This is a genomic window from Pseudomonas serbiensis, assembly GCF_030580745.1.
Taxonomy (GTDB): domain Bacteria; phylum Pseudomonadota; class Gammaproteobacteria; order Pseudomonadales; family Pseudomonadaceae; genus Aquipseudomonas; species Aquipseudomonas serbiensis.
Genome location: NZ_JAUQOO010000013.1, coordinates 16,348 through 35,129, shown reverse-complemented (window position 1 = coordinate 35,129; position 18,782 = coordinate 16,348). Strand labels below are relative to the sequence as shown.

The 18,782-nt window shown below is 57.2% G+C and carries 26 protein-coding genes; 11 read left to right on the top strand and 15 right to left on the bottom strand.

The window, feature by feature from the left end; translation table 11 throughout:
• Window positions 1–21: 21 nt before the first annotated feature.
• The 6 genes from Q6A51_RS17090 to Q6A51_RS17065 form a co-directional block, all read right to left on the bottom strand.
• Window positions 22–261 carry a BolA family protein gene (locus Q6A51_RS17090; RefSeq protein ID WP_025261768.1) on the bottom strand — a complete coding sequence of 80 codons (240 nt, stop codon included), beginning with the start codon at window positions 259–261 and terminating at the stop codon, window positions 22–24.
• Window positions 262–375: 114 nt separating this feature from the next.
• Window positions 376–681: an STAS domain-containing protein gene (locus tag Q6A51_RS17085; RefSeq protein ID WP_201005764.1), complete on the bottom strand. Its 306-nt coding sequence runs from the start codon at window positions 679–681 to the stop codon at window positions 376–378.
• Entirely contained in the window at window positions 678–1,331 is a 654-nt protein-coding gene (locus tag Q6A51_RS17080; protein WP_201005765.1) for an MlaC/ttg2D family ABC transporter substrate-binding protein, read from the bottom strand. Before Q6A51_RS17080 ends, Q6A51_RS17085 begins: the two co-directional genes overlap by 4 nt.
• A gap of 10 nt (window positions 1,332–1,341) precedes the next feature.
• Window positions 1,342–1,809 (bottom strand): outer membrane lipid asymmetry maintenance protein MlaD, encoded by a 468-nt coding sequence (gene mlaD, locus Q6A51_RS17075; RefSeq protein ID WP_201005766.1) that lies wholly within the window; start codon window positions 1,807–1,809, stop codon window positions 1,342–1,344.
• Entirely contained in the window at window positions 1,809–2,606 is a 798-nt protein-coding gene (gene mlaE, locus Q6A51_RS17070; RefSeq protein WP_201005767.1) for a lipid asymmetry maintenance ABC transporter permease subunit MlaE, read from the bottom strand. Before mlaE ends, mlaD begins: the two co-directional genes overlap by 1 nt.
• Complete coding sequence (locus Q6A51_RS17065) at window positions 2,606–3,415, bottom strand: ATP-binding cassette domain-containing protein (protein ID WP_201005768.1); 810 nt, start codon at window positions 3,413–3,415, stop codon at window positions 2,606–2,608. The genes mlaE and Q6A51_RS17065 overlap by 1 nt, the downstream gene beginning before the upstream one ends.
• Before the next feature lie 317 nt (window positions 3,416–3,732).
• Between Q6A51_RS17065 and Q6A51_RS17060 the strand changes: the two genes are divergently transcribed.
• From Q6A51_RS17060 to Q6A51_RS17015, 10 genes are all read left to right on the top strand, one after another.
• Complete coding sequence (locus Q6A51_RS17060) at window positions 3,733–4,707, top strand: KpsF/GutQ family sugar-phosphate isomerase (protein WP_201018794.1); 975 nt, start codon at window positions 3,733–3,735, stop codon at window positions 4,705–4,707.
• On the top strand, window positions 4,707–4,859 hold the full coding sequence (locus Q6A51_RS17055; protein WP_201018793.1) for a hypothetical protein: 153 nt from the start codon (window positions 4,707–4,709) through the stop codon (window positions 4,857–4,859). The genes Q6A51_RS17060 and Q6A51_RS17055 overlap by 1 nt, the downstream gene beginning before the upstream one ends.
• A gap of 12 nt (window positions 4,860–4,871) precedes the next feature.
• A complete protein-coding gene (gene lptC / locus Q6A51_RS17050) occupies window positions 4,872–5,444 on the top strand; it encodes an LPS export ABC transporter periplasmic protein LptC (protein ID WP_201018792.1) in 573 nt (190 codons plus the stop codon).
• Window positions 5,431–5,976, top strand: coding sequence for a lipopolysaccharide transport periplasmic protein LptA (gene lptA, locus Q6A51_RS17045; RefSeq protein WP_201005774.1), 546 nt, complete (start codon window positions 5,431–5,433; stop codon window positions 5,974–5,976). The genes lptC and lptA overlap by 14 nt, the downstream gene beginning before the upstream one ends.
• Window positions 5,977–6,702, top strand: a complete 726-nt coding sequence (gene lptB, locus Q6A51_RS17040; protein ID WP_201005775.1) for an LPS export ABC transporter ATP-binding protein — start codon at window positions 5,977–5,979, stop codon at window positions 6,700–6,702.
• 184 nt (window positions 6,703–6,886) lie between these two features.
• Window positions 6,887–8,380, top strand: coding sequence for an RNA polymerase factor sigma-54 (locus Q6A51_RS17035; protein ID WP_201005776.1), 1,494 nt, complete (start codon window positions 6,887–6,889; stop codon window positions 8,378–8,380).
• Between the two features lie 76 nt (window positions 8,381–8,456).
• On the top strand, window positions 8,457–8,765 hold the full coding sequence (gene hpf / locus Q6A51_RS17030; protein WP_025261779.1) for a ribosome hibernation-promoting factor, HPF/YfiA family: 309 nt from the start codon (window positions 8,457–8,459) through the stop codon (window positions 8,763–8,765).
• Between the two features lie 11 nt (window positions 8,766–8,776).
• Complete coding sequence (gene ptsN, locus Q6A51_RS17025; RefSeq protein ID WP_201005777.1) at window positions 8,777–9,241, top strand: PTS IIA-like nitrogen regulatory protein PtsN; 465 nt, start codon at window positions 8,777–8,779, stop codon at window positions 9,239–9,241.
• Window positions 9,242–9,243: 2 nt separating this feature from the next.
• Window positions 9,244–10,101 carry an RNase adapter RapZ gene (gene rapZ / locus Q6A51_RS17020; protein ID WP_201005778.1) on the top strand — a complete coding sequence of 286 codons (858 nt, stop codon included), beginning with the start codon at window positions 9,244–9,246 and terminating at the stop codon, window positions 10,099–10,101.
• Window positions 10,102–10,117: 16 nt separating this feature from the next.
• On the top strand, window positions 10,118–10,390 hold the full coding sequence (locus Q6A51_RS17015; RefSeq protein WP_201018791.1) for an HPr family phosphocarrier protein: 273 nt from the start codon (window positions 10,118–10,120) through the stop codon (window positions 10,388–10,390).
• A 114-nt stretch (window positions 10,391–10,504) separates the two neighbouring features.
• Here Q6A51_RS17015 and Q6A51_RS17010 read toward each other — a convergent pair whose 3' ends face one another.
• From Q6A51_RS17010 to pmbA, 8 genes are all read right to left on the bottom strand, one after another.
• Window positions 10,505–10,906: a type II toxin-antitoxin system HicB family antitoxin gene (locus Q6A51_RS17010; protein WP_201018790.1), complete on the bottom strand. Its 402-nt coding sequence runs from the start codon at window positions 10,904–10,906 to the stop codon at window positions 10,505–10,507.
• 148 nt (window positions 10,907–11,054) lie between these two features.
• Entirely contained in the window at window positions 11,055–11,237 is a 183-nt protein-coding gene (locus Q6A51_RS17005) for a type II toxin-antitoxin system HicA family toxin (RefSeq protein ID WP_200994626.1), read from the bottom strand.
• A 115-nt stretch (window positions 11,238–11,352) separates the two neighbouring features.
• Window positions 11,353–12,240 carry a ZIP family metal transporter gene (locus Q6A51_RS17000; protein WP_201005784.1) on the bottom strand — a complete coding sequence of 296 codons (888 nt, stop codon included), beginning with the start codon at window positions 12,238–12,240 and terminating at the stop codon, window positions 11,353–11,355.
• A 29-nt stretch (window positions 12,241–12,269) separates the two neighbouring features.
• The gene (locus Q6A51_RS16995) at window positions 12,270–12,881 is read right to left on the bottom strand and encodes a superoxide dismutase (protein WP_201005786.1); all 612 of its coding nucleotides are present in this window, start codon (window positions 12,879–12,881) and stop codon (window positions 12,270–12,272) included.
• Window position 12,882: 1 nt separating this feature from the next.
• Window positions 12,883–13,344 (bottom strand): tetratricopeptide repeat protein, encoded by a 462-nt coding sequence (locus tag Q6A51_RS16990; RefSeq protein WP_201005788.1) that lies wholly within the window; start codon window positions 13,342–13,344, stop codon window positions 12,883–12,885.
• A 24-nt stretch (window positions 13,345–13,368) separates the two neighbouring features.
• Window positions 13,369–14,745 (bottom strand): class II fumarate hydratase, encoded by a 1,377-nt coding sequence (locus Q6A51_RS16985; protein ID WP_304575324.1) that lies wholly within the window; start codon window positions 14,743–14,745, stop codon window positions 13,369–13,371.
• Entirely contained in the window at window positions 14,738–15,133 is a 396-nt protein-coding gene (locus Q6A51_RS16980) for a FagA protein (protein WP_201018788.1), read from the bottom strand. Before Q6A51_RS16980 ends, Q6A51_RS16985 begins: the two co-directional genes overlap by 8 nt.
• A 176-nt stretch (window positions 15,134–15,309) precedes the next feature.
• The gene (gene pmbA, locus Q6A51_RS16975; RefSeq protein ID WP_201005794.1) at window positions 15,310–16,656 is read right to left on the bottom strand and encodes a metalloprotease PmbA; all 1,347 of its coding nucleotides are present in this window, start codon (window positions 16,654–16,656) and stop codon (window positions 15,310–15,312) included.
• A 107-nt stretch (window positions 16,657–16,763) separates the two neighbouring features.
• Between pmbA and yjgA the strand changes: the two genes are divergently transcribed.
• Window positions 16,764–17,285: a ribosome biogenesis factor YjgA gene (yjgA, locus tag Q6A51_RS16970; protein ID WP_117165779.1), complete on the top strand. Its 522-nt coding sequence runs from the start codon at window positions 16,764–16,766 to the stop codon at window positions 17,283–17,285.
• 57 nt (window positions 17,286–17,342) lie between these two features.
• On the opposite strand, the gene tldD is transcribed toward yjgA, so the two are convergent.
• A complete protein-coding gene (gene tldD, locus Q6A51_RS16965; RefSeq protein ID WP_304575323.1) occupies window positions 17,343–18,782 on the bottom strand; it encodes a metalloprotease TldD in 1,440 nt (479 codons plus the stop codon).

The window sequence follows — 18,782 nt, the reverse complement described above, 5'->3', positions numbered from 1 at the left end:
AGAATCTCGACACCAATTGGCTCAGGTGCGCTCGGCCCAGGCAGCGCGGCTGAAAAATTTCATAGTGACCGCGTGGATACTGCCATCGGCAATCCAAGGGTTCAGATGGGCATAGATGTTTTGCTGACGCTTGACGGGGCTCAGGCTGGCCATCTCGTCACTAATGATGTTCAGCTGGAAATTGCAGCCTTGGCCTTCAACTTCCACCTGGATTTCGGGCAGCTTTCCTTCAAGGAAGCTCTTAACTTCTACAGCCTGCATGCTTAACCTCGATCGGCGCCCTACGCGCGCGGGTCGGCCATCATACAAAAAAGCCCATGCTATGCGAACCCCAACGACGGGGTGCCAGACAAAGGGCTTTTCCGATAACCGCTATTAATGAATGTCCAAAAGCTCGCTCAAGCCCGATACCCGGGCAATTTCCCGCATATCCTCAGGCAATGACTGCACGCTGACCGACTTGCCTGCATCCTTGGCGTCACGCATGAACGCCAGCAACAAGGCGAGGCCTACACTGCTGGACTTCACCACACCGGAGCAGTCCAGAATCAGGTTCGACGCATCGCTGGACTTGATGAGGGCCGCGCCCTGCTTGCGCAGTTGCGGCCCGCTACGGTAATCCAGCACGCCCGTCAGCTGCAATTGACCCGGCGAACCAAGGCGTACGGCAGACTCACTCATTGCGCCGACTTCTGCGCAGCTTCGGTCGTCACTTCCTTGGCCTTGGCGACTTCACCTGCCCAGCCATCGATGGTCTTGTCCAGGTCGTTGCCATTACGCTGCATGGCGTCGGCGAACTGATCACGGAACAGCTTGCCGATGTTGATGCCATTGATGATGACGTTACGAACCTTCCACTCACCGTTGATTTTCTCAAGGGTGTAGGAAACAGGATAGACCGCGCCGTTATTGCCTTTTACCTGCATGTCGACGCTGGTGCGGTCCGCACCCTCATCCTTGGCTGGCGAAACGGTAATGCCCTGGTTGTTGTACTCAAGCAACGCATTGCCATAGAACTGCATCAGGCTGCGCTTGAAGTTTTCCTGGAAGCGCTGCATCTGCTCAGGCGAAGCCTTGCGCGAATACTTGACGGTCATGATGCTTCTGGAAATGCCGTCAGCGTCAACCACCGGGCCAACGATACGGTTCAAGGCATCGTAGAACGCGCTCGGATTGGATTTGTACTGCTCTTTATTGCTGGCCAGGTCGCTCAGCAACTCCTTGGTGGTGCGATCTACCAGGTCATGAGCAGACGGAGTTGTCGCCGCATTTGCCATCATGGGCAGCACGGCCAGCAATACCAGCAGACCACGGCGCAGGATAGAGATCATTTAAAGCTCCTCATTTGGCTTCTTTACTCACGGTATTGAGCAGGAATTTCCCGATCAGGTCTTCCAGCACAAGCGATGACTGCGTGTCATGGATCGTACTTCCATCCTTGAGCAGAGCCTGGTCACCACCCACGCTGATACCAATGTATTTTTCACCCAGCAAGCCGGCGGTCAGGATCGAGGCAGTGGAGTCGGAAGGCAGGTTGTCTACCTTCTTCTGGATCTCCAGCGTTACACGACCGGTAAAGGTGTCACGATCCAGATCGATTGCCGTTACACGGCCAATCGGGACACCCGCCATGCTCACCTTGGCTCTGACAGTCAAACCGGCGATATTGTCGAAGTAAGCGTAAAGTTTATAGCTGTCATTGGTCGCACTGGCGCTCAAGCCGCTGACACGCAGGGCGAGCAATAGCAAAGCCAGGATCCCGGCCAGCAGGAACAGGCCGACACCGGTTTCGATTGCGCGGTTTTGCATCAGAAATCTCCAAACATCAAGGCGGTCAGAATAAAGTCGAGGCCCAGCACTGCCAGCGAGGCATATACAACCGTTTTGGTCGTAGCCCGACTGATACCCTCGGAAGTGGGCTCACAGTCATAGCCCTGGAACACAGCAATCCAGGTCACCACGAAGGCAAAGACGACACTTTTGATAACACCATTGAGCACATCACTGGTGAAGGAAACGCTGCTCTGCATGTTCGCCCAGAAGGAGCCTTCATAGACGCCCAGCCAGTCGATAGCGACCCAAGAGCCACCCCAGATTCCGACCACACTGAAAATGATCGCCAGCAGCGGCAGGGAAATGAACCCGGCCCACAGGCGTGGCGCAATGATGTACTTGAGCGGATCGACCCCGATCATCTCAAGGCTCGACAGCTGCTCGGTGGATTTCATGTTGCCGATCTCCGCAGTCAGTGCGGAGCCTGCACGCCCGGCGAACAGCAGCGCAGTGACCACCGGGCCAAGCTCGCGCAGCAGGGTCAATGCGACCATCTGGCCCACCGCCTGCTCCGAACCGTATCTGGCGAGAATGCTGAACCCCTGAAGCGCCAGCACCATGCCGATGAAAATACCGGACACGACGATGATGACCAGAGACATCACGCCCACAGAATACAACTGCTTGATCAACAGCGAAAAACCGCCGCCGATGCCACCACGCCCTACCAGGGCATGGCCCAGGAAGATGCCGGATCGCCCCAGCACTGCCACGGTATCAATGGCCGAACGCCCAAACAGGCGGATACGGTCCAGCAATGACTTATTGCGCATCAGCGCTTCCCCAAAAGATCTTCACGAAAATCCGGTGCCGGATAGTGAAACGGAACGGGGCCGTCCGGCTCGCCGGTCATGAACTGACGAATGCGCGGATTATCCGAGGACATCAATTCCTGCGGCGTACCCTGCCCCAACACCTGCCCGTCTCCGACGACGTACAGGTAATCCGCGATACTTGCCGTCTCTGAAAGATCATGAGACACCACGATGCTGGTTATCCCCAGCGCATCGTTGAGCAAACGGATCAGACGAACCAGGACCCCCATGGCTATCGGGTCCTGCCCGACAAAGGGTTCGTCGTACATGAGAATCTGCGGGTCGAGAGCGATTGCACGGGCAAGCGCCACACGGCGCTTCATGCCGCCGGACAATTCGTCAGGCATCAGCTCCAGAGCCCCACGCAAACCTACTGCCTGCAATTTGAGCAGGACAATGTCGCGGATCATCTCTTCCGGTAACTCGGTGTGAACGCGCAAGGGAAATGCAACGTTCTCGAACACATCCAGATCGGTGAACAACGCGCCGCTCTGAAACAGGACGCCCATGTTCTTGCGCGCATCGAACAGATCGCTGCGTGACAGCTCGGGCAGGTTCTGGCCATTGACCCAGACCTCGCCTGCACTTGGGCGCAACTGCGCACCCATCAGACGCAGCAAGGTAGTCTTGCCACAGCCGGAAGGCCCCATGATCCCGGTGACCTTCCCTCTGGGAATACGGATATCGACATTACTGAATATGCTGCGCGTGCCGCGTTTGAAGGACACACCTTTCAAATCGACCGCGTAGGCGTCATCGGCGCTCATCTAAACTCCTTGCGATACAGCCTCTCCCTTCTCCTGTCGTGCTCTGACGAGAGACAGACAGTGCGGGCCAGCCGAACAAGCCGCGAACTATATCACCGCAGCAGCACGCCACCCAAGAAGAGAACCTGTTTGTTAGATACCCTGACGCACCTTGCAGACACCCTTTGCATGTTGAAATAAACCTCAGGACAGCCCTTGCAATAAACCTGAAAAGCTGAACAAGCCGCCCCGAATACAACTCCATGACGATCAGACGTGAGGGAATCGTACATTACCGCTATAATCGCCGCCTTTCAGCAAGCCGACTAATTCAAGATATGAGCCGATCCAGCGACCTGACTCAATCCGCGCAACGAACCATCCGCCTCGAAATGGAAGCCATACAAGGCTTGCTTGGCCATCTCGATGGCGATTTCGTGCGCGCGTGCGAAATGATTCTGGCCAGCAAGGGACGTGTCGTAGTGGTCGGCATGGGTAAGTCCGGGCACATCGGCAGAAAGATCGCCGCCACCCTGGCAAGCACCGGCACGACCTCGTATTTCGTGCATCCAGCCGAAGCCAGCCATGGCGACATGGGCATGATTACCCGTGACGACATCATTCTGGCTCTGTCCAACTCCGGCACGACCAACGAAATCGTCACGCTGTTGCCACTGATCAAGCGCCTGGGCATCCAGATGATCAGCGTGACCGGCAACCCGAACTCAGTCATGGCCAAGGCCGCCGACGTCAACCTCAACGTTCAGGTGGAACACGAAGCCTGCCCACTGAACCTGGCGCCAACGTCATCGACAACTGCCGCTCTGGTAATGGGCGACGCTCTGGCTGTCGCCCTGCTTGAAGCGCGCGGCTTTACCGCCGAAGACTTTGCGTTCTCGCACCCTGGAGGCGCATTGGGTCGACGCCTGCTGCTGAAAGTCGAGAACGTCATGCATACCGGCGACACCCTGCCCAAGGTACAGCGCGGCACCCCGCTACGCGATGCACTGCTTGAAATGACCCGCAAGGGCCTGGGCATGACCGCAATCGTCGACGCCGACGGCAAGCTGGCCGGGATCTTCACCGACGGCGACCTGCGCCGCACGCTGGATCGTCCGATCGATATTCGCGAAACCACCATTGATGAAGTCATGACGATTCACGGCAAGACGGCCCGCGCAGACATGCTTGCAGCCGAAGCCCTGAAGATCATGGAGGATCACAAGATCAGCGCCCTGATCGTCGTCGACGCCAAAGACCACCCGGTAGGTGCGTTCAACCTGCAGGATCTCCTGCGTGCGGGTGTCATGTAATGGCCGCCACCCTGTTTGCGAAAGCCCCGAATCCGGGCCATGAGCATGAACAAGTCACCTATCCGGCCGACGATCTGCCAGACTTGCCATTGATCCGGCATGTCAGTCGCGAACAGGGCAGCCTCGAAGCAGCCCAATCCGCCTCCTTATAGAAGCCATTTTTTATGTTCAACAAGAAAGTTCGTACGTTTCTGCTTTTCGGGGTGCTGGCGCTGCTGCTTGCCGCAGCGGGCTACTGGAACATAAGCCCGGAAAGCTTCATGGATCAGCCTGTCGCCACAAAAGACGACACCGCTATCGACTATTACGCCATCAATGCCCATAGCGTGCAGTACCTGCCCGACGGCAAGATGCAATACGACATGACCGCAGACAAGGTCGAACACGTCAAGGCCACGGATGTGACCCTGCTGACCAAGCCCGATCTGCATATGTACCGCGGCACCCTGTTCCCGTGGCACGTCCAGAGTGAACGCGGCGAAGTTTCGCCTGGCGGCACAGAGGTCGAACTGATCGATTCGGTACGTGTTGCACGCACCGACGAAAAACAACGTACGACTATCATTACCAGTAGCCGTATGACCGTATTCCCACAGAAGCAATATGCGCAGACCGAGCAAATCGTTAGAATCGACGCCGCTGGCGGTGTAACGACAGCCAAGGGAATGAAAGCGTATTTGAACGACGGCAGGATGGACCTGCTGTCCAACGTAAGAGGACAGTATGAGTCTCGTTAAAACTCTTCCTTTTTTGCTCGGCCTGGGCGCAGCACTGGGAAGCCCGAGCGCCTGGTCCCTGCCAACCGACCGCGATCAGCCTATCCACATCCAGTCTGACGACGCGCAGCTCGATGACAAGAAAGGCGTTGCCACCTACAAAGGTAACGTCATCATCACTCAGGGTTCGATGAAGATCACCGGCAACACCGTGACCATCACTCGTAATGCCCAAGGCGAAGTCGACGTATTCACCTCCGTCGGCAACCTTGCCTATTACGAGCAGAAACCCTCGGTAGACAAGCCGATCGTGCAGGCTTATGGCGTGACCATCCAGTATTACGCGGCACAAGACCGCATCGTGCTGATCGACAAGGCCAAGGTCATCAATGACGGCAACACCTCCGAAGGCGAGAAGATCGTCTACGACACCGTGAAGCAGATCGTCACTGCCGGCCGCGCCAATGGCGGCTCCAAAGTGACTGCGCCACGCCCGCGGATCGACATGGTCATCCAGCCCAAAAAGAAAACCGAACAGCAGAAGGCCCAGTAAATGGCGACGCTTAAAGCCCAGCACCTGGCTAAAAGCTACAAGAGTCGTCAGGTCGTACGCGATGTCAGCCTGTCCATCGACAGCGGTCAGATCGTAGGCTTGCTCGGCCCTAACGGTGCAGGCAAGACGACCTGCTTCTACATGATTGTCGGCCTGGTACAGGCCGATCAGGGCCGCGTCCTGATCGATGACCTCGATGTCAGCCACCAGCCGATGCACGGTCGCGCCCGTGCCGGTATTGGCTACCTGCCACAGGAAGCCTCGATCTTCCGCAAGCTGTCCGTGGCCGACAACATCATGGCCATCCTTGAAACCCGCAAGGAACTCGACGGCGCTGCACGTCGCAAGGAGCTGGAAAGCCTGCTTCAGGAATTCCACATCACCCATATCCGCGACAACCTGGGCATGAGCCTTTCGGGTGGCGAACGTCGCCGCGTGGAAATTGCCCGCGCACTGGCCACCGCCCCCAAGTTCATCCTGCTCGATGAGCCTTTCGCAGGCGTTGACCCCATCTCGGTGGGCGATATCAAACAGATCATTCATCACCTGAAAGCCAAGGGCATCGGCGTGCTGATCACCGATCACAACGTCCGCGAAACCCTGGATATCTGCGAAACCGCTTACATCGTCAACGATGGACAACTGATTGCCGAAGGCGACTCGCAAACCATTCTGGCCAACCAGTTGGTGAAAGAAGTCTACCTCGGCCACGAGTTCCGCCTGTAGTCGACCCTGTGTGAGCTCTTTTGATGCGAGCTTTGCCTGGACATCCTGTTGACAATGCATTTTTTGTCATGATGCTCTAGGCAAACACTTCAGATTCAGGCATATAACTTGCTTAAGCTGGCGCTTCGGCGCCCTGTAGTGGATGGCGCATGTGCGCCGGCGAATAAGGTGTTTAGCCCCTGCCATGAAACCATCGCTAGTCTTGAGAATGGGCCAGCAGCTGACGATGACGCCGCAGCTGCAACAGGCTATCCGCTTGCTCCAGTTATCGACCCTGGACCTCCAGCAAGAGATTCAGGAAGCACTGGAATCCAACCCTATGCTGGAACGTCAGGAAGAAGGCGACGACTTCGACAACTCCGACCCTCTGGCTGACAACATCGAGCAAAAGCCCAATACAGACGTTCAGGAACCCAGCTACCAGGAAACCGCACCGACTGTGGATAACCTGGAAGACGGCGAGTGGAACGAACGCATTCCAAACGAATTACCTGTCGACACCGCCTGGGAAGATGTCTATCAGACCAGCGCCAGCAGCCTGCCCAGCAACGATGACGATGAATGGGACTTCACCACCCGTACATCCGCTGGCGAAAGCCTGCAAAGCCACCTGCTATGGCAATTGAATGTCGCGCCGATGTCCGACAAGGACCGGCTGATTGCCGTCACCCTGATCGACTGCATCAATAACCAGGGTTATCTCGACGAAACCCTCGAAGAGATAGTCGAAGCCTTCGACCCCGAACTGGATATCGAACTCGACGAAATCGAAGCCGTTCTGCACCGCATTCAGCAATTTGAACCCGCTGGTATCGGCGCTCGCAACCTGAGCGAATGCCTGTTGCTGCAACTGCGTCAGTTGCCGGTAAAAACCCGCTGGCTCGCAGAAGCACAGCGCCTGGTAACCGACTACATCGATCTGCTGGGCAGCCGCGACTATACGCAGCTCATGCGCCGCATGAAGCTCAAGGAAGACGAACTGCGCCAGGTCATCGAACTGGTCCAGAGCCTTAATCCTCGCCCCGGCTCCCAGATCGAGTCCACAGAAGCCGAATACGTCGTGCCCGACGTGATCGTACGCAAGGACAACGAACGCTGGCTGGTAGAGCTGAATCAGGAGTCGGTACCGCGCCTGCGCGTCAACCCTCAGTACGCCGGATTCGTGCGCCGTGCCGACACCAGCGCCGACAACACCTTCATGCGCAACCAGTTGCAGGAAGCACGCTGGTTCATCAAGAGCCTGCAAAGCCGCAACGAAACACTGATGAAGGTTGCCACCCAGATCGTCGAGCACCAGCGCGGTTTTCTCGAATACGGCGATGAGGCCATGAAACCGCTCGTCCTGCATGACATCGCCGAAGCGGTAGGCATGCACGAGTCGACGATTTCCCGCGTGACCACTCAGAAGTTCATGCACACCCCAAGGGGCATTTACGAGCTGAAATACTTCTTTTCCAGCCACGTAAGCACCTCCGAAGGCGGCGAATGCTCTTCGACAGCTATCCGCGCAATCATTAAAAAACTGGTTGCTGCCGAAAATCAGAAAAAGCCGTTGAGTGATAGCAAGATCGCTGGTTTACTGGAGGCACAAGGCATTCAAGTAGCCCGTCGCACAGTTGCCAAGTACCGCGAATCACTGGGGATTGCACCTTCGAGTGAACGCAAGCGACTGATGTGATGCAGGCAGAGCCACAGCGTTCCAGCGGCAGGACTCAACACCTGCCTCTTTATGCACTGGCAAAGGAGAAAGCTGTATGCAAGTCAATATCAGTGGACACCAACTGGAAGTGACCAAGCCCCTTCGTGAATACGTTGAGCTCAAGCTCAAGAAGCTCGAAGGGCATTTTGACAAGATTACTAATGTGCAGGTCACGCTGGCTGTCGAGAAGCTGAAACAGAAAATCGAAGCCACTCTGCACATCCATGGTGGAGAGGTCGTAGCCAACGCCGAACATGACGACATGTACGCGGCAATCGACCTTCTCACTGATAAGCTCGACAGACAATTGCTCAAGCATAAGGAGAAGCAGCAGAACATCCTTAAAGGTGCGACAGCTCGCTGACACTCATCCCAATGATCCGACTTGAAAATATCCTGACCCCCGGCCGTTCATGCGTGAACGTGTCGGGCGGCAGTAAAAAACGTGTACTCGAACAAATTGCCAACCTGATCGGTCGTGAAGTACCGAGCATGGATCAGCAAAGTGTGTTTGAAAGCCTTGTTGCCCGCGAAAAACTGGGATCTACCGGTTTCGGCAACGGCATTGCCATCCCCCATTGCCGCCTTGCAGGCTGTGAAACGCCTGTCAGCGCTGTTATGCGCCTGGAATCCCCCATCGATTTCGACGCCATCGATGGCGCCCCGGTAGACCTGCTATTCGTCCTGCTCGTCCCGGAAGCTGCTACCGATGAACACCTGGAGCTGCTGCGCCAGATAGCCAGTATGCTTGACCGCACAGAAGTACGTGACCGCCTACGCAGTGCCGAAAGCGGTGAAACGCTTTATAAAGTGGTGCTGGACGTACAGAACGGTAACTGATCATGCGCATGATCGTCGTCAGTGGTCGCTCAGGCTCCGGCAAGAGCACAGCTCTGGATGTACTGGAGGACAACGGTTTCTATTGCGTTGACAACCTCCCTGCCGGCCTGCTGCCTGAACTGGCCGAACGCGCCCTGATAAACACCGAACTGGCCGAACCGCTGCTGGCGGTGTCCATTGATGCACGCAACCTCCCGAGCCACTTGACGCGCTTCCCGCAAATGCTTGCCGAGGTTCGTGCACGCAATATCCAGTGCGACATTCTTTATCTGGATGCCGACGAAGCGACCTTGCTCAAGCGGTTCTCCGAAACACGCCGTCGTCACCCCCTGAGCACAGCCAATCGCTCATTGGCCGAGGCCATACACGACGAAACGACGTTGCTGGGGCCGATCATCGATCTGGCCGACCTCAAGATCAACACCACACACCTGAACCTCTATCAACTGCGCGATACCATCAAGCTTCGCCTGCTGAACAGGCCAGAGGCCGGTACCGCCTTCCTGATCGAATCGTTTGGCTTCAAGCGTGGCATGCCTGTAGATGCGGACCTGGTGTTCGATGTTCGCTGCCTGCCCAATCCATACTGGAAGCCGGAACTACGCGACTACTCCGGCCTTGACGCTCCCGTTGTCGAATACCTGGCAGCACAGCCTGATGTCGAGGAGATGTTCCAGGACATTTTTTCCTACCTCAACAAATGGCTGCCTCGCTTCGCTGCCAGCAACCGCTCATACGTCACCATTGCCATTGGCTGCACAGGCGGGCATCACCGCTCCGTCTACCTGACAGAACGTCTGGGTCAGGTGCTGCAACAATCACTCAAGAACGTTCAGGTCCGCCACCGCGACCTAAGCTGAAAGGATTTTCACTGCGATGCCCGCTCGTCAAATCACCATCATCAACAAACTGGGCCTGCATGCCCGAGCTGCCGCCAAGTTCGTGGGCGTCGCAGGCAAGTTTCCCTGCCAGATCAGAGTTGGCCGCTCACCGGACAGCATGGTCGACGGCAAAAGCATCATGGCCGTGATGATGCTGGCTGCCGGCAAAGGCACGGACATTCATCTGCTGACCGAAGGCGAAGGCGAGCAGGACGCCCTGGACGGGCTGGTCGAACTCATCAATAACAAGTTCGATGAGGGCGAGTAAGGCGACTGGCTAATGCCAGGCAGTGAAGAGGCTGGGGCAAAATCCGTGGTGGGGGCCTTGGCCGCGCACTTCACCTTGACTGATCAGCATTACGCCGATTGACATGTTGCTCAATCAGGTACACAACTCGCGTAATGCAGCAGTGGCCAGAAAGCCTGATCGCGAAGCGTAGCGGTGATCCTTCTGAACCTTTTCATCAATCCTGTTCAGAAGATGCTCCGGCAGAGAAGCGTTAAACCTCACCGACTTCCCCAGATAAGGGGTCAAGTCGAAATCAACCAAAGCCCATATGCCATCTGCGTAATCCGGATTACCGAGATGCGCGTCTACTTCTTGCGCCCGAGGTAAAGCCTCATCATCAGCAACGAGCCCCTCCAGGTGCAGCGCCAGTGCTTCATGTACATTTTCAAGCGCTTGCGAGAAGGAGGTACCGGCCGAGAAGCATCCAGGCACATCGGGCACAGTCACACTAAAATCAGAGTCAGCATCTTTATGTATTACAACTGGGAATTTCATTAACGTAATTCTCCCTTGAGAATTAAAGCGCCCGTTACACAGAGCCCTTGAGAGCAGTAACTGTAGATTTGAGAGCCCCGCAAGGCCAATCAGTCGCCCAGCACCACTTTACTGACACCCTACCGGACATTCGGTAGTCACTCCGTACTCACTTCAGGCCGGCGCTTTTCAATATGTTGTGTAGCGTTCCTTTAGCTATTTCAGACTTGGGGTGCGGAACCGTTACCCGGCCTTTTTTGGTTGGATGTTTGAACTGATGATGACTTCCCTTCACCGCCACTTCAAACCATCCATCCGCCTCAATCATTTCAATCAAATCTCGACTTCGCATCCGCCCACTCATCACGCCTTATGTTGTGTACGATACACACGCATAATGGCTTCGTCAAAGCAGAATACACACGATACACAATAATTTTACCCGCGCTCTCACGACTGCCCCCCCTTCAAACCAGCGCCGTATCCATCACCATCATTAAACAAAAACCCGCAATCAATCCCAGACTGGCGATCTTGTTATGCCCGTTCAGGCGTGATTCCGGGATGATTTCATGGGTCACCACCAGCAGCATTGCGCCAGCCGCCAAGGCCAGGCCGAATGGGAGCAGTTGCTCGGCAATGCCCACCAGCCATGCACCGAGCAAGGCAAAAAGCGGTTCGACAAGACCAGAGGCCGCACCAATCAGGAACGCCTTGCCCCGCGACATTCCCGCTCCGGCCAGCACCATCGCGATAACCAGCCCTTCGGGTACGTCCTGCAAGGCAATGCCGATGGCCAGGCTGTCGGCCTCCGAGAGACCACCGCCCGCCGAAACGCCAATCGCCATGCCTTCCGGGATGTTGTGAGCCACTATCGCAATCACGAATAGCCAGATTCGCGGGGCGATTGCCGGATGCTCGGCAGTACCGCCCAGCGGTGAACCTCTGGAGACGCTGTAGTCGACCATGAACAGGCACAACGCACCAACGGCGATACCCGCACTGATCAGGGCGCCCGCTCCCCAGGCAGAAAAGCCAAGACCTTCGGCAGCCTCAAGCCCTGGCACGATCAAGGAAAACGCAGTCGCCGCCAGCATGACGCCAGCACCAAAACCGAGTAATCCATCGGACACCATGATGGGCATGTTGCGAATCACCAGCACCGGAACAGCCCCCAGAGCCGTGCCCAATGCACAAATGGCGCCACCCTCCAGCGCCCGCATCAAGCGTGGTTCCAGGTTGAGCCAGGCCAGTCCCTGCGCGACCAGTAATGCCATACCGGCCAACAGCAGCACTGTCCCGATTGCCAGACGAAACAACCGCACACTGCTGATCGTGAGTATTTCCGAACGCATAAACTGCCTTAGGTCTTTTTATTGAAAAATCAGGCCAGAGCGGCCTGGTAGCGCCGGGACACCTCATCCCAATTGATCACGTTGTAAAACGCATTGATGTATTCAGGACGACGGTTCTGGTACAGCAGGTAGTAAGCGTGCTCCCACACGTCCAGACCCAGAATCGGCGTATTGCCATTCATCAGCGGGCTGTCCTGGTTACCGCTGCTTTCGACCACGAGTTTTTTCTCGGGCGTCACGCTCAGCCAGGCCCAGCCACTGCCGAAACGGGTCAGCGCAGCCTTGGTGAAAGCGTCCTTGAAGCTGTCGAAACCGCCCAGTTGCTCATCGATAGCCTTGGCAACCTCGCCTTGAGGAAGACCGCCGCCACCTGGAACCATCACGGTCCAGAACAGTGAGTGGTTGGCATGACCGCCACCCTGATTGATAACCGCCGGGCGCAGTTTTTCAGGCAATTGCTGGACGCTGGCGACCAGTTTCTCGATTGGCCACTCAGCGAACTCGGTGCCCTCGACAGCGGCGTTGAGGTTGTTGATGTAGGTCTGGTGGTGCTTGGTGTAGTGAATTTCCATGGTTTGCGCATCGATGTGCGGTTCCAGGGCGTCGTAGGCATAAGGCAGTGCAGGCAAGGTATAAGGCATATCAATGTGCTCCGTAGAAAAGGCCAGGAGTGGCGGCTGAATCTCGCTGCAACGATGAGCGCGTATGCTCGCCGTTGCTGTTCAGCAATCTATGCGTCCTTGGGTATTCGCCGTGTTCTCCGATGAAGCCCAACAGTTCGGCATAGGTCTTGTTGCTGTGGCGCAGCGCGGCCTCGCGCAAGGCCTTGGGCAGACGCGGCTCCTGCATGGTTTGCAGCAGATGCTGGTGAATCGAGCACAGGTACTCGGCGCTCTCTTCCGGCTGCCCCAGGCTCAAATGCAGATCGGCCAGGTTGTGATGGGAAATGACACAGGCCGCTACCGCTTCATCGGCATCCGGCCAGCGCTCAAACAGCACTTGAGCCAAAGCCAGCGCCTGAAGGTAAAGCTCGCGGGCCTCGACCCACTCACCCTGATTGAAACAGCGATTGGCCAGTTCGATGGTGCGTTTCCAATGCTGCATGACATACCTCCAGGCGGGCTTGAATCAGATGCCGCCAGCAGTGAGTTTTTCGGGATTGAGCAGCACTTCAAGCTGACTGCGCTGCAAATCGGTGTGTTCAAGGGCGACATCGATGATCGGACGCCCTTGCTGATACGCCTTCTTGGCGATCTCGGCGGCCTTCTGGTAACCGATGATCGGATTGAGCGCAGTCACCAGGATCGGGTTGCGTGACAACGCTTCCTTGAGCTTGGCTTCGTTGACCTTGAAGCTGGCTATCGCCTTGTCAGCCAGCAGGCGGCTGGAATTGGCCAGCAACTCGATGCTGCTGAGCAGGTTCTGGGCAATGATCGGCAGCATCACATTCAGCTCGAAGTTGCCGGACTGCCCTGCCACGGTAATCGCCGCATCGTTGCCGATAACCTGCGCCGCCACCATTGCGGTCGCTTCCGGGATCACCGGATTGACCTTGCCCGGCATGATCGACGAGCCAGGCTGCAAGGCTTGCAGCTCGATCTCACCCAGGCCGGCCAGCGGGCCGGAGTTCATCCAGCGCAGGTCATTGGCGATTTTCATCAGAGAAACGGCTGTCGCCTTGAGCTGACCGGAAACCGCCACTGCGGTGTCCTGAGAACCGATCAGTGCGAAAAGGTCCTTGCCGGGCTCGAACTGCACGCCACTCAAAGCGCTCAGGTGCGCGCTGAAACGCTTTGCGAATTCAGGATGCGCGTTGATGCCAGTGCCGACTGCAGTACCGCCTTGAGCCAGCGCCTGCAAGCTTGGCTGCAAACCTTGCAGGTGTTCGACATTGGCGCGAATCTGCTGCGCCCAGCCGTTCAGGACCTGGCTCAAGCGAACCGGCATCGCATCCATCAAATGGGTACGGCCAGTCTTGACGAAGGCATGCACCTGCACAGCCTTGTGCTCGGTGACCTGCACCAGATGATTCAAGGCTGGCAGCAATTGCTCATGCAATGCCAGGGCGGCGCTGACGTGAATGGTGGTCGGGATGATGTCGTTGCTGCTCTGACCACAATTGACGTGATCGTTCGCGTTGACCGTTTCACCCAGCACACGTGTGGCGAGAGTCGAAATCACCTCGTTGGCATTCATGTTGGTGCTGGTGCCGGAACCGGTCTGATAGATATCCACCGGGAAGTGAGTCATGAAATCACCGGCCAGCAGTTCCTTCACGGCGCTGACGATGGCTTTGCTCTGCCCTTCGCTGATCTGCTCCAGTTCAAGATTCGCCTGGGCTGCAGCCGCCTTGGCCAACAGCAAGGCCCGAATGAATTGCTTGGGCATACGCTGCTGGCTGATCGGAAAGTTATCCACCGCACGCTGAGTCTGTGCGCCATACAAGGCCTCGGCCGGGACTTGCAGTTCGCCCATGCTGTCGCGTTCGATACGGGTATTACTCATCGGAATGTCCTTGCACCAGTTCAGAGAGAGAAATCGAAGGCTGCAAAACGCAGGAAGCCAGTTGATGCACGTAGACTTCCCAGCGCTGCTTGCGTGCGGGAGTGGAGGCCAGCGCTTTCACATCGCGCAATGGCCGCCATGCCTGATCCAGACACAGACAGCGCCAATGCCACGGCAAGACGGTGTCGCGTGCGGTGTCCATCAACAGGCGGAATGTGGTTTCGGCGATAAGCGTCTGGGGCGTAGCCGTGAAACGCGCCAGATAGCGCCCTTCAGCCAGGTAATGATCAATGAGGCGCGGTTCGTCAGGCTCAAGGGCACAGCGAATCCGCAGACTCAGCCCGCGCCAGTTTTCCAGATAAGGCAGCTCGTGCAACACAGAACCCATGACCGCATCTCATTTTAGAAATGATATTCATTATTGAATGAGATTAAGAATCAAAACAAGAGTGGAGTTTGAACGAACCGAAAAAGGAGATATGAAAGGAGGAATTGGGGGATGGGTTTTCGCGAATGAATTCGCTCCTACACCCGTAGGAGCGGATTCATTCGCGAAGAGGCGTTTTAGCTACCCGCTACAGTCATGCGCTCGATCAGTACCGAGCCTGTGCGAATATTGCTGCGCAACTCAAGATCGCTGCCAATCGCGACAATCTGCTTGAACATGTCGCGCATATTGCCGGCAATGGTCACTTCCTGAACCGGGAACTGGATCTCGCCGTTCTCGACCCAGAAACCCGCCGCACCACGCGAATAATCGCCAGTCACGATGTTCAGGCCGCTGCCCATCAATTCGGTCACCAACAGGCCACGCCCCATGCGCCGGATCAGCGCGGCCTGGTCTTCAGTGCCGTGGGTGACGAACAGGTTATGCACGCCACCAGCGTTCGCCGTGCTGGGCAGACCCAGTTTTCGGCCCGAATAGGTGCTCAGGACATAGGAAACCAGCGTGCCGTTTTCCACGAACGGCTTGGCATAAGTCGCCAGACCATCACCATCAAAAGCAGAGCTGCCCATGGCACGCAGCAGGTGTGGACGCTCATCGATGGTCAGCCACTCAGGGAACAGGCGCTCACCCAGCGTGCCTTCAAGGAAGGAGGACTTGCGATACAGATTGCCACCCGCAATCGCCGACAGAAGACTGCCGAACAACCCACCCGCCATTTCAGCGGAGAACAGCACTGGAACTTCGCAGGTCGGGACAGGGCGTGCGCCCAGGCGACTGGCGGCACGTTGCGCAGCCTTGCGACCGATGCTCTGGGCATCGGCAAGCAAGGAGCCGATACGATTGACGTCATACCAGTAATCACGCTGCATCTGGCCTTCGCCTTCGGCGATCATGACGCAACTGAGACTGTGACGAGTCGAAGCGTAACCACCGATAAAGCCGTTGCTGTTGCCATAGACACGGCAGCCCTGGTGAGTATTGAGCGTGGTGCCATCGGCGTTCTTGATCCGGCTGTCGGCGTCGAAGGCTGCCGCTTCGCAGATCAGGGCCTGTTCAATGGCTTGCTCTGGGGTGATGTCCCAGGCATGGAACAGATCGAAATCCTTGTCTTCCTTGGCCATCAGTGCAGCATCGGCAAGACCGGAGCTTTCGTCCTCGGAGGTATGCTTGGCAATCGCCAGTGCTGCGGCAACGGTTTCGCGGATGGCATCTGCGCCACTGGCCGAGGTGCTGGCCGAGCCTTTGCGCTGCCCCACGTACAAGGTGATGCCAAAGCCTTGATCGCGGTTGAACTCCACGGTTTCCACTTCACGCTGACGAACGGATGTCGACAGCCCCTGCTCCAGCGACACGGCAACTTCGCAGGCGCTGGCGCCCTGACGCCTAGCTTCGGCAATGATCTGCTCGACCTGTTCCTGCAGCTCGGGCAAGGCCTGAGGGCCGACGCTTTGGGTTGCACTCATGATTTTCTCCATCAAATTCTGCTTTCGGCACACGCCGAATACCGACCGGGCCGGACAAGCGGCCCTCGACTGGTTATCATGGCGGCGTTTATTTGCGGACGGCCCCCATGGTTGATTCTTACGACGACTCCCTCGACGGGGAGAAAAGCAAAAGCCAGGTAAAACGCGAGCTGCATGCTCTGGTTGATCTTGGCGAGCGACTGACGACATTCAAGCCCGATGTGCTGGCAAAGCTGCCTCTGACCGACGCCTTGCGCAAGGCTCTGGCAGATGCGCCCAAACACACGGCGCACATTGCCCGCAAGCGCCACATTCAGTTCATTGGCAAGCTGATGCGCGATCAGGACCAGGAAGCCATTCTGGAATTGCTGGACCAACTCGATGCCTCCACTCGCCAGTACAACGAACGCTTCCACGCTCTGGAGCGCTGGCGTGATCGCTTGATATCGGGCAATGACGGCGATCTGGAAAAGTTCGTCATCGATTACCCGGATGCTGACCGCCAGCAACTGCGCTCGTTGATCCGTCAGGCTCAACACGAAGTTGCACGCAACAAACCGCCGGCCACCAGCCGCAAAATCTTCAAATACATCCGTGATCTGGACGAGATTCAACGCGGTCTGCGTTGATCACGACAGAGTCACGAACGACCGGGGCTGATCGCAAGCGGCCAGCCCCGCTCCCCCTCAACCGCCTGTGCCACCCACAGTGATTGCATCAATCTTCAGGGTTGGCTGACCGACGCCTACCGGCACCGACTGTCCATCCTTGCCACACACGCCCACACCGCTGTCGAGCGACAGATCGTTACCGACCATCGACACCCGGCTCATGGCTTCCGGGCCGTTGCCGATCAGGGTCGCGCCCTTGACCGGCGCAGTGATCTTGCCGTCTTCGATCAGATAGGCTTCGCTGGTGGAGAACACGAACTTGCCGCTGGTGATGTCGACCTGACCACCGCCCAGGTTGGCGCAATAAATACCCTTCTTCACCGACGCGATGATTTCCTGCGGATCACTCTCGCCACCCAGCATGTAGGTGTTGGTCATCCGTGGCATCGGCAGATGTGCATAGGACTCACGACGACCGTTGCCCGTGCGGCCCACACCCATCAGGCGCGCATTGAGCTTGTCCTGCATGTAGCCCTTGAGAACCCCGTTCTCGATCAGGGTCGTGCATTCGGTCGGAGTACCTTCGTCGTCCACGCTCAGCGAGCCGCGACGCCCGGCCAGCGTACCGTCATCGACGATAGTGCAAAGGCTGGAAGCAACCCTTTCACCGATCCGACCGCTGTAGGCCGAACTGCCCTTGCGGTTGAAGTCGCCTTCCAGGCCATGCCCGACCGCTTCGTGCAGCAATACACCGGACCAGCCGGAACCCAGCACCACAGGCAAGGTGCCCGCTGGCGCCGGAATCGCTTCAAGGTTCACCAGCGCCTGACGCAACGCTTCACGGGCATAGCCCATGGCACGGTCTTCAGAGAGGAAATAACGGTAGTCGGTACGCCCGCCGCCACCATGACCGCCGCGTTCGCGGCGACCGTTCTGTTCGACGATGACGCTGACATTGAAACGCACCAGCGGCCGGACATCGGAGGCCAGCGTGCCGTCGGCGGCAGCTACCAGAATGCGCTCCCAGACCCCGGACATGCTCACCGAAACCTTCTGGATACGCGGGTCCAGAGCGCGGGTGGCAACGTCAACGCTCTTGAGCAGTTCGACCTTCTCGGCACGGGTCAGCACTTCGAGCGGGTTATCCGGTGCATACAACTGGGTCACATCCTGGGAGGTGAATGCCTGAACCCGGCCATTCTGGCCCGCACGGGAAATGGAGCGAGCGGCACGGGCCGCAGTGTTCAAGGCTTCCAGCGTGATTGCATTGCTGTAGGCAAAACCGGTTTTCTCACCCGATTGCGCACGCACGCCAACCCCCTGATCGAGGTTGAAGCTGCCTTCCTTGACGATGCCGTCCTCCAGAGACCAGGACTCCGAGATCATCCCCTGAAAATAAAGGTCAGCCGCATCGATTCCAGGCCCGGCCAGCTCGCCCAGAACCGATTGCAGGCTGTCCAGAGTCAAGCCACCGGGCGCCAGAAGATGTTCACTGACAGAGGACAAGCCACTCAT